We start from the raw sequence: 15,030 nt of genomic DNA, 5'->3' as shown, positions 1-15,030 counted from the left end.
CCTACCCTCCCATCTTCCCGATGTTATGAATCCACTGGTCGATGCCGCTGACCGTCTGCTGCATAGGTTCGCTGAGCACCGCAGGATAAACTCCGATCAGCACGATAAATGCCGCCAGCGTAATCATCGGAACGGCCTCGATCAATCTGGCGTCGCGAAGATCCTTGAACGAGCCCGACATCGGACCGTAGCTTACTTTCAGAACCCCGCGCAAAACATAGACCGCCGTGAAAATGATGCCCAGCGCTCCGATCACGGTTACAATCGGCATACTGTCGAACAGACCGAGGAATGCCAGAAACTCGCTTATAAATCCGGAGAGAAGCGGCATACCTAACGAAGCCATCCCCGCCAGCATCAGGAAGCCGCACAGAAACGGCAGCGAGGAAGCAAGTCCGCCCAGCTTGCCGACTTCGGTCGTTTCCGTCCGCTCGTACAAGCTTCCGACGAGCAGAAACATTAGAGCCGAGATCAGACCGTGGGAAACGAGCTGGAAGATCGCGCCCTTCAATCCGATTTCATTGAACGCGGCCAGTCCGACCAGTACAACTCCCATATGGCTTATACTCGAATAGGCCAGTATCAGTTTGAAATCGGTTTGTCTGAAGGCGAGTATCGCTCCGTACAAAATATTGACGACACCCAATACCGCCAAAGCAAGCGCAGCGGCCTTCGCCTGTCCGGGGAAGAGCATGATGCCGAAGCTGAGAAGTCCGTATGCCCCCATTTTGAGCAGTATGCCGGAGTGAATCATGACGACCGACGGATGCGCTTCCGTATGCACCTTAAGCATCCACGTATGGAACGGGAATATCGGCAGCTTGATACCGAACGCTACAAGCAGCATGATGAACAGCGTCCATTTCATCGCTTCGCTCATATAGAACGGGTTGTCCGGAAACACCTCGGGACCCGCGTGAACGAATGCCGCCGAATCCTGGAACAAGTTTTTCGTAATGACTTCCAAGCTTCCGCTATAGAAGAAGGAAGTTGCGTCTCCGATCGTCTGCGTCGTAAAGCCCGCCGTATTCACAATGATGAAGAAAGCAAGCAGCATGATCGCCGAGCCGATCCCGTTGTAGATCAAGAACTTGTTGGCTGCCTTCTCCCTCTCGATATACCCCCAAATTCCAATGAGGAAAAACATCGGGATGAGCGTCAGCTCGAAGAACAGGAAGAACAGGAACAAATCCCGCGCCATAAATACGCCGAACATGCCGACTTCAAGCAGCAGAAACCAGATGTAGAACGCTTTCCACCTTTTTTTCACGTGCACGGACGCAAGTGCGGCCATTGCCGTTACGAGCGCGGTCAGGAAGACTAGCGGAAGGGAAAGTCCGTCTATCGCCAGCGTATAGTTGAACTCATAATAAAATTCCTTCACGTCTTTGATATCGCTGATCTCTTTATTGAGCGGAACCTTAATCCAGTTGACGTCTTCCTTGTACTGCATGTCCGCGGTATCGTGCTGAAAATTCGCGTACAGCAGCGCCGCGAGAACGAGCGGAATCAACGTCGCGATAATAGCCGTCGTTTTCAGGGCGCGGCCGTTATGTTTCGGAATAAACAGCAGCGCCAATATACCGAGCAGCGGCGAGAACGCGATTGTCGAAAGAATAGGCCAACTACCAAACATTCCATAACCTCCTTCCGACAAACACCAGAGTAAGCGCCACGAGTCCAAGCAGCATAACGAGACCGTAAGTTTGAACTTGCCCGTTCTGCATGCGGGAGCCGACTTTGCCCAGTCCGGTCACCGCAGACGCACACAGCCGAACGGCGCCATCCACGACATATCGGTCGAACAGCATCAGTACGGAGCCCAGCGCCTTCAAAGGCTTAACGATGACAAGTCCATACAGCTCGTCGATATAATATTTCCGGTTCACAACCTGATACAGCCAAGGCGCACCGCCCGTAACGATCGTCCGGGACACGCTGTTTTTGACATACATCATATACCCTAGCCCGATTCCGAGAAGACCGACTATTGTAGACAACGCCATAACTAATCCCGCATTATGCTCTTCAGCGGCATGACCGGTAAGCCATTCGCCGAACCAGCCGTTGAACGGGGTCATGACAAAGCCGGAAACTACCGCCAATACCGCCAAAACGATGAGCGGTACCGTCATTACGGCCGGAGACTCGTGCGCATGTGCGTGGTGTTCTCCTCTGGGCTTGCCCGTAAAGACGAGGAAGAACAAGCGGGACATATAGAATGCCGTGAAGAAAGCGGCTACCAAGCCTACCGCGAACAAAACCCAATGACCGCCGGCGTAGGCTTCCGCCAATATCGCGTCCTTCGACCAGAAGCCCGAGAACGGTGGAACTCCGGATAAAGCGAGCGCTCCGATTCCGAATGTCCACGTCGTTATTTTCATTTTGGCGGACAAACCGCCCATTTCATGAATGTTTTGCGTATGTACGGCATGAATGACACTGCCGGCCGCGAGGAACAACAGCGCTTTGAAAAAGGCATGAGTAAACAGATGAAACATGCCCGCCGAGACGGTTGCGCTGACACCGAGCGCCATCATCATATACCCGAGCTGGCTGACGGTCGAGTAAGCCAAAATCCGTTTGATATCGTTCTGGGCCGTCCCGATTGTCGCCGCGAATATGGCCGTAAACCCGCCTACATAAGCAACTGTATCGAGAGCCACCGGCGAAGCCTGGAAAATATCGAACGTCCGCGCCACCAAATACACACCGGCCGCAACCATGGTAGCGGCGTGGATCAAGGCGCTGATCGGAGTTGGGCCTTCCATCGCGTCGGGCAGCCATGTATGCAGAGGAAATTGACCCGATTTCCCGACCGCTCCCACGAAAATAAGCAGGGCGATCAACGTCGCCGTCCCTCCGGATATTTTGCCCTCCGCAAAGGCGTTATGAATGCTTGTGAAATCGAGCGAATGGCCCGGCATATGCCAGAACAGCAGCAAAATAGCCAGAAACAGTCCGACATCACCGATCCGCGTAATGATAAAAGCTTTTTTGGCGGCCGCCTTCGCCTCCGGCTTGAAATACCAGAAGCCGATCAGCAGAAACGATCCGAGCCCCACCAATTCCCAGAATATGTACAGCTGCAAAATGTTTTCGGACATGACTACGCCGAGCATGGCGAACGTAAACAGCGCGACGTAGCTGTAAAAGACCGAGATCCTTTCGTCACCCTGCATATACCCTTTGGAATACAGATTGACCAGCAAGCTGACCAACGATACGATGATGAGCATCAGCGCATTCAGATTGTTGATTTCGTATCCCATCGATAGCGAATAATCGCCAAGCTTGATCCATGCCAGACTGTTCCACGTGAAATCTTCCGCGCCTTTCCCGAGACGCTCGACGAATACGAGCACCGACACGATGAAGGACGCGAGCGTCGCGAGAATGCCCACGTATGCTCCGGCGCCCTTCCATCCGCGGCCTGCGGCGAGCAGAATGAGGAAGGCGAGCAGCGGAAACAGTGGAACGAGCCAAGCGATTTGTGCGTACGATTCCATCTTTTTCCCTCCGTTACTTCCTCAATTCGTTCATGTCATCTACGTTCGATGTTCCTTTGTTCCGATACAGCGCGATAAGGATCGCGATTCCGATCGCCACCTCCGCGGCGGCCACCGCCATATTGAACAAGGAGAACAGTTGGCCTTGCAACGACGGGGTCACTCCAAACTTGGAGAAGGCGACCAGATTCAAGTTCGCGGCATTCAGCATCAGCTCAATGGAAAGCAGGACGATGACCGCATTCTTCTTAGTAAGCGCACCGTACAGGCCGACACAAAACAAAATCGCTCCGAGCGTCAAGTAAGGCAGAATCGTATTGCTCATCCTATTCTTCCTCCCTTTTCGCCAGCACGATAGCTCCGATAAATGCCACTGTAAGCAGGAGCGACATCAGCTCGAACGGGATAACCTGCTCGGTAAACAACAGCTTGCCGATTTCGAGCGTATTGTCTTCGGGAGCGTTGAACTCCCCTTGGGGAAATGTCGATTTTTGAAACGCGTAGAACAATATGCCGAACAACCCCAGTATTCCGATCCAAAGCAGCGTACTGTGCAGCGTGCGCTTCGTTTCCTGCTCCTCCCCGCCCTGATGGCGGGTCATCATAATCCCGAATATCATCAGAATGGAGATGCCGCCTGCGTAGATGAGCACTTGCGCCATAGCGAGAAACTCCGCCTCCAGCAGGATATAGAGGCCCGCCAAGCTTAAAAACGTAACGGCCACCGACACGACCATGGAGACGACCTTCGTAAAGCTGATCATGAAGATCGCACCGCCGATGGCGAGCAAGGCGAACAGGAAGAACATCAGATTGGCGCCGCTGGAGAAAAAGTCCGCGATATTAGCCAGCATCTTTTTTGGCTCCTCCCTTGGGCGCCGCCGAATTGTTTTCTTTGCGGATATTCTTGTTGTTTTCGTGGAGCCATTCCATGTTTTTGAACAAATCGTCCCGGCTGTAAGTGCTGAGCTCGAAATTGTTCGTCATGACAATCGCTTCCGTCGGGCAAACCTCCGTACAGAGATCGCACAGGATGCATATTTCGAAGTTGATGTCGTACGTATCGATCACCAGCTTCATTTTGCTTTCCGGATCAGGATTTTTTTTCCCTGTCAACGTTATGCAGTCGGTTGGGCATATCCTGGCGCATTGATTGCATACGATACACTTCTCCGGATCGAAATGCTGAATCCCGCGGAAGCGGTCCGGCAGCTCCAGCGGTACGTCCGGATAGGCATAAGTGACCTTTTTTTGCATCATCGTTTTGAACGTCAGCCCGAGTCCTTTGACAATCCCTTTCATCTCGCATTCCCTCCGATCTGTCCTGAATATTCGTTATTAGCGCAATATTTCTTTTACGATAGCCGTCAGGAAAATGTTTACGAGAGCAAGCGGCAGCAGCACTTTCCAGCCCATGCCCATCAGTTGGTCGACGCGTACGCGCGGAAGCGTGGCGCGCAGCCAGAACATAAAGAAGACACAGAGCGACATCTTGATCAAAAACCAGAGGATGCCCGGAATAAAATCAAGGAACGGAACCGGCGCATGCCAGCCGCCCAGAAACAACACAGTAGTCAAAGAGGCAATGGCGAACGTGTATACATATTCCGCCAGCATGAAGAACGCGAAGCGGAAGCCGCTGTATTCGACGTGGTACCCGGCGACCAGTTCCGATTCCGCTTCCGGCAAGTCGAACGGCGTCCGGTTCAGTTCCGATATGGCTGCAATGACGAAAACGACGAAACCGATAATTTGCGGCAGGAAATTCCATTCCCAGAACCAGTTGCCCTGCGCCTCAACAATCTTGCGCAAATTTAAGCTTCCGGTCATTAAAATAACGCCTACCATCGACATGACAAGCGGAATTTCGTAACTGATCATTTGAGCGGCGGAGCGCATGCCGCCCAGCAATGAATATTTATTGTTGGATGCCCAGCCGCCAAGCACGATCCCGATTGTGGATATGCCCGACAAGGCCGCATAATAAAGCAGTCCGACGTTCAAATCGGCAAACTGCCACGTCTTCGTAAATGGAAAGGTGGCGAGTACGGCAAATGCCGGTACGAAGGTAAGTACCGGCGCGAGAATAAACAACTCCCGATCGGCCTTCTTTGGAATCGTATCCTCCTTGAGCAGCAGCTTCAGAACGTCGGCTACCGTCTGCAGCAAGCCGAACGGTCCCGTCCGGGTCGGCCCATGGCGGAACTGCATCCACCCGATCACTTTCCGCTCGAAGTAAATCGCGTATGTCACATAGCCGAGTATAAGCAGCAAAAACAATACCGCGATGGCGAACATGATGCCAAAGTTGGCCCATGTCAGCCGTTCATGCAGCATTTCGAGCATCAGCAGTCCACCTCCCCGAGTACGATATCGACGCCTCCCAATATCATGATCATGTTTGCCATCGGCTCACCTACCAGCAGCTTGGGCAATATTTGAAGATTGACGAACGACGGGCGGCGGAACTTTAGCCGGTAAGGCTTGTCTTTGCCTTTGGACACGATATGACAGCCTATTTCTCCGCGCGGCGATTCGATCCGGACATAAGCTTCACCCTCTGGTGGACGGACGACTCTCGGGGCTTTCCCCATGATTTCGCCTTCGGCCGGGAACTGCTCCACCGCTTGCTCCAAAATGCGCAGCGACTGGCGAATCTCATCGAGACGTACCAGATAACGGTCATAGCAATCGCCGTTTTGGCCGACCGGCACGTCGAATTCGAAACGGTCGTATATCCCGTACGGCTTATCTTTCCGCAAATCCCATTTGACTCCGGTGCAGCGCAGATTGGCTCCACTCAATCCGTAATCGATAGCTTCCTGAGCCGTATATTTGCCGACTCCTTTAATCCGGGCAAGGAATATTTCGTTGCCGCTCACTAGTTCATCATACACTTTTAACTGCTCACGCATATACGGAACCAAGTCACTCACCTTTTGGATCCAACCCTCTGGCGCATCCCACTTCACTCCGCCGACCCGCATATAATTGTAAGTAAGCCTCGCTCCGCATAATTCGTTGAACAGATTAATTATCAATTCCCTGTCTTTAAAAGCGAACAAGAACGGGCTGATCGCGCCAATATCGAGCAAATACGTCCCCCACCACAAGAGATGGCTGGCAACCCGCTGCAATTCCATCACGATCAGGCGCAAATACTGTGCCCGCTCGGGAATTTCCAGCTTCAACATAGTCTCCACGGCATGGCACAGCACATAGTTATTCGTCATGGCGGATACATAGTCCATCCGGTCCGTATAAGGAATGATTTGCGTGTAGCTTAAATCCTCCGCAAGCTTTTCCGTCCCCCGGTGCAAATATCCGATTACGGGCTGGGCTTCCGTAATGATTTCTCCGTCGAGCTTGAGGACGACGCGGAATACGCCATGCGTACTTGGATGTTGAGGGCCGACGTTAAGCAGTAGTTCTTCGGTCCGAATCAAAGGTCACACCTCCGGATCAATCGGTTCGTAGTCTTTGCGCAGCGGGTGACCGACCCAGTCGTCCGGCATCATGATCCGTCGCAAATCCGGGTGGCCCGGATAATCAATGCCAAGCAAATCGAACGATTCCCGCTCATTCCAGTTGGCTGTCGACCATACAGGCGTCACGGAAGGGATCGATGGCGCTTCCCGGTTCGTTTTTACTTTAAAGCAATAATCATGCTTCGTCTTGAGCGATCCGACGTAATATACCGTCTCCATGTAGGTCTCATAATCGACTCCGCTCAAGTTGCTCAAATAGTTCAACTGCAGTTCTTCGTTGTTTTTGACGAAACTGGCGACCGATGCCCAATGTTCGTTCTGTATCGTAAGCGTAGGAAGGTGACGGTCTCCTTCATTGATAACTGCTTCCGCTACGGCATTGTCCGCTACATGTTCTTTGATCAATTGCACGATGCGGTCAAGCCGCGGTTGATTCGGCGACGGCTCCTTGGGAGCGGCGTCAGCGGCCGGTTCTCCTTCAGTCTTCTGGGCGCGTGCTGCGGCTCTTGCCGCGCGTGCTTCCGCGGCCGCTTTGGCCTTCGCTTCCTTCTCTTCATCAGGGGCGCTTTTCGCTTCCGCTGCCGGTGTATCCGATGGAGAGGATGCCGAAATATCGGCGGCCGGTTGTTCCCCTTCCGTCTTCTGGGCGCGTGCTGCGGCTCTTGCCGCGCGTGCTTCTGCAGCCGCTTTGATCTTCGCTTCCTTCTCGGCATCGGAGGCGCTTTTCGCTTCCGCTGCCGGCGTATCCGATGAACCGGATGCCGAAATTTTGGCTTCGGCTTTGTCAGAGGAAAGGGCTTCCCCAGCTTCGGCATCTTGCCGCTCTACTCTTTCGGGCTTTGCGGATGTGGAATTGGTTGCGCTTTCTTGAGTCGACTTATCGTCTTTTTCTTCGCTCATGAGTTTGTCACCCTCTTCCCGGTCTTGGCCTCATAGCGAATTTTTTCCTGCAGCTTGTTGATCCCGTATATGAGTGCGGCCGGGTTCGGCGGGCATCCGGGAATGTATATATCGACGGGCACGATTTGATCCACGCCTTTGACGACAGCATATGATTTGATATACGGCCCTCCGGCAGTTGCGCAAGAGCCCATCGCTACTACCCATTTCGGCTCCGGCATTTGCTCGTACAGGCGGCGAAGCAGCGGTGCCATCTTCTTCGTTACCGTTCCGGCCACGATCATGACATCGGACTGCCGCGGTGACGTGCGGAAAATAACGCCGAAACGGTCGAAATCATAGTGCGCCCCGCCCGTTGCCATCATCTCGATGCCGCAACAGGCCAGCCCGAACGTTAAAGGCCACAGCGAGCTGCTTCGCGCCCACGCTTTGATTTGATCCAAAGAAGTCGTAAATACGTTCCGTTCGAGTTCCTGACTCTCTTCCGGCGAGATCGCTTCTAGATTGAGCTCCATTGCAGCACCTTCTTCTTCCAGGCGTAAAGTAACCCCACCACGAGCAGGGCGACGAAAATCAGCATTTCGATTAAAGCGAACAGACCCAAGAAATCATAAGCGACGGCCCATGGATAAAGAAAGACGGTCTCCACGTCAAAAATGACAAACATCAAAGCAAACAAATAATAACGGATGTTAAACCGGACGTGGCTTTCGCCTACAGGGTCGTTACCGCTTTCATAAGTCGTTTGCTTCTCTTCCGTCGGTTTGTTAGGTCGCAAAAATCTTCCTAACGTCAAAGCGACTATCGGCAACAAAATGCCTAGCGCAATAAAGATGGCTACGAGCACATAATTGTTGCTGTACACTGCCATTCCATCGCCTCCCGCCTCTTCATGGAATTATGAGTTTTTCTAATGAAACCACACATTTTTTCTAATATTGCCCACACAATTATAACAAAAACGGTAATTGTAGTCTATCCAAGATGCAGCGCCACGTATAGAGGTAGTTTTTGTTGGTAAGCAAAATCTCTGATCGAATCCTGATGCATTTCCTTCGTAGCTGTTCCGTTTCGATCCTCTATTTTGCTTATCGTTAACAAAAACGGTAATTGTAGTCTATCCAAGATGCTCGACCACAGTCTATCCAGTATGCAATGCCACGGGTTAGCGGTAGTACCAAACGCTCGACCAATGTACATGGTAACAAAAGCGAAGTTTCGCGTCTATGACATTAATCCGTCTCAATTACGTGAGCCGGCACCGTTCCCGAACCATCATATATTATTTGTATTCAACTCATTTCCATACCTTACCGGTAAGAAAAGCTTCTGAACCGATAACAAAAAAAGCAAAGGAACCAGCTCCTCTGCTTATCAGTATTACTTTTTCAATGCGGTTTCCAGACGGTTCATCGCGCGCTGCAGAGCAAGCTCGGCCCGACGAAAATCGATCTCGTCCTTTTTCGCCGCGTTCAGACGGCTTTCGGCCCGTTCCTTGGCCGCGCGAGCACGATCAACATTGATGTCGGCAGGAAGCTCGGCGGATTCGGCCAAAATAACGACCTTATCTTTGCGCACTTCCATAAATCCGCCGTTGACCGCAAGGTATTCCGTCTCCTTGCCTTTCTTGATCGTGACAGGAGCGATTTTGAGCGGTGTCACCATCGGAATGTGATTCGGTAAAATCCCGAGTTCCCCGGAGACGCCTTTTACGACGATCATATTTACTTCCTGAGCGTATACTTTCCGCTCGGGCGTAACAACTTCCAATAGAAAAGTACTCACGCAAATACCTCCTGAGAGCTTTCAAGCCCGAAAGCTTCATCGTATGCCAATGCTGATGCCCACGATAAAGCAGGCATCAGCATGACACGGTCAACCGGCTTATTGCATCGATTTCGCTTTTTCGACAGCTTCCTCGATGGTGCCTACGAACAGGAACGCCGCTTCCGGAAGGTCGTCGTGCTTGCCTTCCAAAATTTCTTTGAAGCTGCGGACGGTTTCTTTAACCGGCACATATTGGCCCGGGAAGCCATTGAACTGCTCGGCGACGTGGAACGCTTGGGACAAGAAACGTTGGATTTTGCGCGCGCGCAATACGATGACTTTATCGTCATCGGACAACTCGTCCATCCCGAGAATCGCGATAATATCTTGAAGCTCTTTATAGCGCTGAAGAATTTTCTTCACGCCTTGAGCGACGTTGTAATGCTCTTCTCCTACGATATCCGGATTCAGGATCCGCGAGCTGGAGGCAAGCGGGTCAACCGCCGGGTAAATACCCATCTCCGAAATTTTACGCTCGAGGTTCGTCGTAGCGTCCAAATGCGCGAATGTCGTTGCCGGAGCCGGGTCGGTGTAATCGTCCGCCGGAACGTAAATCGCTTGGATCGATGTAACGGAACCTTTTTTCGTGGACGTAATCCGTTCCTGCAATTGACCCATTTCGGTTGCCAGCGTAGGTTGGTAACCAACCGCGGAAGGCATACGGCCGAGAAGGGCGGAAACTTCGGAACCCGCTTGGGTAAAGCGGAAAATGTTGTCGACGAACAGAAGAACGTCTTTGCCTTCGTTATCGCGGAAATATTCAGCCATTGTCAAACCGGTCAAAGCAACGCGCAAGCGCGCCCCTGGCGGTTCGTTCATCTGTCCGAATACCATCGCCGTTTTGGAAATAACGCCCGAGTCTTTCATCTCGTGGTACAAGTCATTTCCTTCGCGCGTTCTTTCGCCGACGCCGGCGAATACGGAAATACCGCCGTGCTCCTGCGCGATGTTGTTGATCAATTCCTGAATCAATACCGTTTTGCCTACGCCGGCGCCGCCGAACAGACCGATCTTACCGCCCTTAGCATAAGGCGCAAGCAAGTCAACGACTTTAATACCGGTTTCGAGAACTTCCGCTTGAACGGACAGGTCTTCGAAGGCAGGAGCTTGACGGTGAATCGGGTCTTTTTGGCCCGAGTTCACTTCGCCTGCATTATCGATCGGATCGCCGAGTACGTTAAATACGCGGCCCAGCGTAACGCTGCCGACCGGAACGCTGATTGGATTACCCGTATCAACCGCTTCGGTGCCGCGGACCAGTCCGTCCGTGGAAGACATCGCGACGCAGCGCGCCACGTTATCGCCCAAATGAACCGCGACTTCAACCGTCAGGTTGATCTGAGGATCGTTCGGATTTTGCGGTTTCGACTCAATCTTGACCGCATTCAAAATATCAGGAAGGTGACCTTTTTCGAACTCGATGTCAACGACAGGTCCCATTACCTGCAAAACGCGTCCTTTGTTCATTTTTTTCCCTCCTAAGAAGCTTTTCATAAGAAGAGCTTCACATCGTAAGCAATTGCTAAGCTTCCCGTAAGAAAGCTTCACTGTCAGTTCATGAGAAAATCTTCACATCAACATGCAAATTACAAGCTATACGCTTGTTAGCCTTGCGCGTTTGCTCCGGCGACGATCTCGGATATTTCCTGGGTAATCGAAGCTTGACGAGCACGGTTGTACATGAGCGTGTAACGGGCGATCATCTCGGTCGCATTCCGTGTCGCGTTGCCCATAGCCGTCATCCGCGCACCGAATTCGCCGGCTTTCGATTCAAGAAGCGCACTGAATACCAGCGTTTCCGCGTATTTCGGAAGCAATACATCAAGCACTTCTTCCGGAGACGGTTCGTACTCGTAGTTTGCCACTGCTTTGCCTTCCGACATTTCCAGCGGAAGCAGACGGTTCAAGACCGGCTCTTGGGATATGGCGTTATGGAATTTGTTATATACGAGATACAACTCATCGTATTTTCCGTCTACATAGTTTTGGACTGCTTGGGAGGCCAATACTTTAATATCCGCAAATTTCGGAGTGTCCGCAAGTCCGGTAACTTCGCCCATAACGGGGAAACCCCGTTTTTTCAAAAAGTCGCGTCCTTTACGGCCTACTACGAAGATTGTATACTCGTCTTGCGATTTATGCTTGGAGCGAATCGTTTGAATCAGCTTGCGAAGAAGGTTGGCGTTGAAGCCGCCCGCCAATCCGCGATCGGTTGTAATAACCAAATAGCCGGTTTTCTTAATATCTCTGGCTTGCAGAATCGGATTTTTAATTCCTTTCGTGCCAGCCGCGATACTGGTGATGACTTCTTTGATTTTTTCCGAGTACGGACGCGCAGCCTGTGCCGCTTCCTGTGCTCTTCTCAGGTTGGAGGCTGCGACCATTTCCATCGCTTTGGTTATTTGCTTCATGTTTTGCGTGCTTTTGACTTGCCTTTTAATCTCGCGCATTCCTTTTGCCATGCTTTCACCACCTTAAAGCTTTTGCGGAGCAAAAGCTAACTTCGTAAGCATAACCTGAGCTTTTGCGGAGCAAAAGCTGACTTCGTAAGCATAACTTAAGACTTTCCCGAAGAGAAAGTTATTACGTTCTATAACGCGCTTGCGCGGCCTTTGTTGGCCGCTCAAGCGATAGTCATTCTATTACACCGATACAGCAAAACCTTTTTTGAACTTCTCGATCGCCGCGATGAGTGCTTTCTCATTGTCAGCAGTCAAGTCCTTGGTTTCACGGATATTTGCCAATACTTGAGCGGCGTTTGCGTCCATGTAAGCCAAGAATTCGCGGTCGAAACGAAGAACGTCTTGAACCGGAATATCGTCCAGGAACCCTCTTACCGCCGTATAGATGGAAACGACTTGCTTCTCAACCGGAAGCGGCTGATTCACGCCTTGTTTCAAAATTTCCATCGTGCGTTGACCGCGGTTCAAGCGGGCCAAAGTGCTCTTATCCAAGTCGGAACCGAACTGCGCAAACGCGGCAAGCTCGCGATATTGGGCAAGATCGAGCTTCAAGGAGGAAGCGACCTTCTTCATCGCTTTGATTTGTGCGGAACCGCCGACACGGGATACGGAAATACCGACGTTGATAGCCGGACGTTGACCCGCGTTGAACAAGTCGGACTCCAGGAAGATCTGACCGTCCGTAATCGAGATTACGTTCGTAGGAATATAAGCGGATACGTCGCTCGCCTGAGTTTCGATGAATGGCAGCGCGGTCAAGGAACCGCCGCCCAGTGCATCGCTCAACTTGGCTGCGCGCTCCAGCAAACGGGAGTGCAAGTAGAAAACGTCTCCCGGGTAAGCTTCGCGGCCCGGAGGACGACGGAGCAGCAAGGACAATTCGCGGTAAGCGGCAGCTTGTTTGGACAAGTCATCATAAATGATGAGCGCATGCTTGCCTTTGAACATGAAATATTCGCCCATCGCAACACCGGCGTATGGAGCCAAGAACAACAATGGAGAAGGCTCGGATGCGCCTGCAGTTACGACGATCGTATAGTCAAGCGCGCCGTTGCGGCGGAGCGTTTCAACTACGTTGGCAACGGTCGATTGCTTTTGCCCGATCGCTACGTAAATACAAAGAACGCCATTGCCTTTTTGGTTGATGATCGTGTCGATCGCGATCGCGGTTTTACCGGTTTGACGGTCACCGATAATCAACTCGCGTTGTCCGCGGCCGATCGGAACCATCGCGTCAATCGCTTTAATACCGGTTTGCATCGGCTCATGAACCGATTTCCGGTCGATAACGCCCGGAGCCTGCGATTCTACCGGACGGAACTCCGTAGTGGCGATAGGTCCTTTACCGTCGACCGGTTGTCCAAGCGGGTTGACTACGCGGCCGAGAAGCGCTTCCCCTACGGGAACTTGCATGATGCGGCCGGTACGTTTTACTTGGTCGCCTTCGCGGATGTCGGTGTAGGGACCCATGATAACGATACCTACGTTGTCTTCCTCCAGGTTGAGCGCCATCCCCATAACGCCGTTGGAGAATTCGAGAAGCTCCCCCGCCATTACGTTTTGAAGGCCGTGTGCACGAGCGATACCGTCACCAATGTAGATGACCGTACCGACATCGAACACCTGGATATCCGAGTTAAATTGCTCGATTTGCTGCTTGAGCAGTGTGCTGATTTCTTCAGGTCTGATACTCAACGAAACTCACCCCTAACATTGGCTTTAAGCTTGAATCAACGATTTTTCGATTCTTTGCAGCTTCCCGGACAAGCTTCCGTCGTACAGCCGATCTCCGATCCGAACTTGCAGTCCGCCCAGCAGAGTCGGGTCTACGAAGCTTTCGATACGGATTTTCTTGCCGGTAATTTGCCCGAACGCGGCAGAAATTTTGTCCGACTCTTCCGCAGTAAGCGGAAGCGGTGTATATACTTTCGCTTTGGCCAGCCCCAAAGCGTCATTCGCAACTTGGGAATATTGGGTGACGAGATCGCCAAGAATCGACTCTCTTCCCCGTTCTACGAGCAATTGAAGTGTGTTCAACACTTCCTCGGACGCGTTGGCTCCGAAAGCCTGCTTGAGCATGGTTCCTTTAACCGAAGCGCCGATATTCGGATGTTCGAGCAGCTTGACGTAATCCGGGTTCGCCTGAAGCGCATCGGCAATCGCTTGAAGCTCTTGCTCCACTTCGGCGATCTTGCCGCGTTCGCGTGCTACCTCGAACAACGCTTTCGCGTACCGTTTCGCTACGATCGTCTCCTTGCTCATACTTTGCCCCCTACCTCTTTCAGGTATTGGTCAATCAGCTCTTGCTGGGATTTCTCATCCACTTGCTTTTCTACGATTTTGGATGCGATCATGACCGACAGCGCGCTAACTTGACTGCGCAATGCGATAATCGCTTTGTTTTTCTCGCTCTCGATATCTTTCAAAGCATCGTTTTTGATGCGAACGGATTCGTCTTTGGCCTGTTGAATGATCTCATCCGCTTGACGGACGCTGGTCGTTCTAGCCTGTTCGATCAACTCGTACGCTTCTTTGCGTGCGTCTTGAATCGCTTTCTTCTGGTCATCGAGCAGCTTGGCTGCCTCCGAGCGGTTTTGTTCCGCCGACTTCATTTGATCCAGTACCTGTTCCCTGCGCTTTTCCATAATGGAGAAAAGCGGTCCGAACGCGTACTTGCTCAACAAAACGTACAATACGACGAAAGCGACGATCGCGTATACAAACGACTCCCAATGCCATGCCATAACAGGTCACTCCCTTCTGAAGGCTGTATTTCGAATTGGTACTCAAGTGGGTTGTCAAAACGAAGGCGCGGACGGCATAGGGCCTTCCCCGCCTAACCCA

Annotated in this window: 16 protein-coding genes; all 16 read right to left on the bottom strand. The window is 52.0% G+C overall.

Translation table 11 applies throughout. From position 1 onward, the window contains the following. Position 1 precedes the first annotated feature (1 nt). The gene (locus tag FE783_RS23135; protein WP_138881767.1) at positions 2-1,636 is read right to left on the bottom strand and encodes a complex I subunit 4 family protein; all 1,635 of its coding nucleotides are present in this window, start codon (positions 1,634-1,636) and stop codon (positions 2-4) included. Continuing rightward, positions 1,626-3,509, bottom strand: a complete 1,884-nt coding sequence (gene nuoL / locus FE783_RS23130) for an NADH-quinone oxidoreductase subunit L (protein WP_138881766.1) — start codon at positions 3,507-3,509, stop codon at positions 1,626-1,628. Before nuoL ends, FE783_RS23135 begins: the two co-directional genes overlap by 11 nt. A gap of 13 nt (positions 3,510-3,522) precedes the next feature. Further along, entirely contained in the window at positions 3,523-3,834 is a 312-nt protein-coding gene (gene nuoK / locus FE783_RS23125; RefSeq protein WP_138881765.1) for an NADH-quinone oxidoreductase subunit NuoK, read from the bottom strand. 1 nt (position 3,835) lies between these two features. After that, positions 3,836-4,363: an NADH-quinone oxidoreductase subunit J gene (locus FE783_RS23120; protein WP_138881764.1), complete on the bottom strand. Its 528-nt coding sequence runs from the start codon at positions 4,361-4,363 to the stop codon at positions 3,836-3,838. Beyond that, a complete protein-coding gene (gene nuoI, locus FE783_RS23115) occupies positions 4,353-4,811 on the bottom strand; it encodes an NADH-quinone oxidoreductase subunit NuoI (RefSeq protein ID WP_138881763.1) in 459 nt (152 codons plus the stop codon). The genes FE783_RS23120 and nuoI overlap by 11 nt, the downstream gene beginning before the upstream one ends. Before the next feature lie 36 nt (positions 4,812-4,847). Next, positions 4,848-5,855 carry an NADH-quinone oxidoreductase subunit NuoH gene (gene nuoH / locus FE783_RS23110; RefSeq protein ID WP_138881762.1) on the bottom strand — a complete coding sequence of 336 codons (1,008 nt, stop codon included), beginning with the start codon at positions 5,853-5,855 and terminating at the stop codon, positions 4,848-4,850. Beyond that, complete coding sequence (locus FE783_RS23105; RefSeq protein WP_138881761.1) at positions 5,855-6,955, bottom strand: NADH-quinone oxidoreductase subunit D; 1,101 nt, start codon at positions 6,953-6,955, stop codon at positions 5,855-5,857. The genes nuoH and FE783_RS23105 overlap by 1 nt, the downstream gene beginning before the upstream one ends. 3 nt (positions 6,956-6,958) lie before the next feature. Further along, on the bottom strand, positions 6,959-7,897 hold the full coding sequence (locus FE783_RS23100; RefSeq protein ID WP_138881760.1) for an NADH-quinone oxidoreductase subunit C: 939 nt from the start codon (positions 7,895-7,897) through the stop codon (positions 6,959-6,961). Further along, on the bottom strand, positions 7,894-8,412 hold the full coding sequence (locus tag FE783_RS23095; RefSeq protein WP_138881759.1) for a NuoB/complex I 20 kDa subunit family protein: 519 nt from the start codon (positions 8,410-8,412) through the stop codon (positions 7,894-7,896). Before FE783_RS23095 ends, FE783_RS23100 begins: the two co-directional genes overlap by 4 nt. After that, positions 8,397-8,768 (bottom strand): NADH-quinone oxidoreductase subunit A, encoded by a 372-nt coding sequence (locus FE783_RS23090; RefSeq protein ID WP_202916244.1) that lies wholly within the window; start codon positions 8,766-8,768, stop codon positions 8,397-8,399. The genes FE783_RS23095 and FE783_RS23090 overlap by 16 nt, the downstream gene beginning before the upstream one ends. Positions 8,769-9,277: 509 nt before the next feature. After that, a complete protein-coding gene (locus FE783_RS23085) occupies positions 9,278-9,682 on the bottom strand; it encodes a F0F1 ATP synthase subunit epsilon (protein ID WP_138881758.1) in 405 nt (134 codons plus the stop codon). A 99-nt stretch (positions 9,683-9,781) separates the two neighbouring features. Then, complete coding sequence (gene atpD, locus FE783_RS23080; protein WP_138881757.1) at positions 9,782-11,191, bottom strand: F0F1 ATP synthase subunit beta; 1,410 nt, start codon at positions 11,189-11,191, stop codon at positions 9,782-9,784. A gap of 137 nt (positions 11,192-11,328) precedes the next feature. Beyond that, entirely contained in the window at positions 11,329-12,186 is an 858-nt protein-coding gene (gene atpG / locus FE783_RS23075) for an ATP synthase F1 subunit gamma (protein ID WP_138881756.1), read from the bottom strand. A 180-nt stretch (positions 12,187-12,366) separates the two neighbouring features. Further along, positions 12,367-13,881, bottom strand: coding sequence for a F0F1 ATP synthase subunit alpha (gene atpA, locus FE783_RS23070; protein WP_138881755.1), 1,515 nt, complete (start codon positions 13,879-13,881; stop codon positions 12,367-12,369). 24 nt (positions 13,882-13,905) lie between these two features. Further along, positions 13,906-14,448: a F0F1 ATP synthase subunit delta gene (locus tag FE783_RS23065; RefSeq protein ID WP_138881754.1), complete on the bottom strand. Its 543-nt coding sequence runs from the start codon at positions 14,446-14,448 to the stop codon at positions 13,906-13,908. Next, on the bottom strand, positions 14,445-14,930 hold the full coding sequence (gene atpF, locus FE783_RS23060; RefSeq protein ID WP_138881753.1) for a F0F1 ATP synthase subunit B: 486 nt from the start codon (positions 14,928-14,930) through the stop codon (positions 14,445-14,447). The genes FE783_RS23065 and atpF overlap by 4 nt, the downstream gene beginning before the upstream one ends. Positions 14,931-15,030 lie beyond the last annotated feature (100 nt).

Source organism: Paenibacillus mesophilus, from assembly GCF_005938385.1.
Taxonomy (GTDB): Bacteria; Bacillota; Bacilli; order Paenibacillales; family NBRC-103111; genus Paenibacillus_AB; species Paenibacillus_AB mesophilus.
Note: the sequence above shows the minus strand (reverse complement) of the source record. Positions and strands in the feature narration are given on the sequence as shown.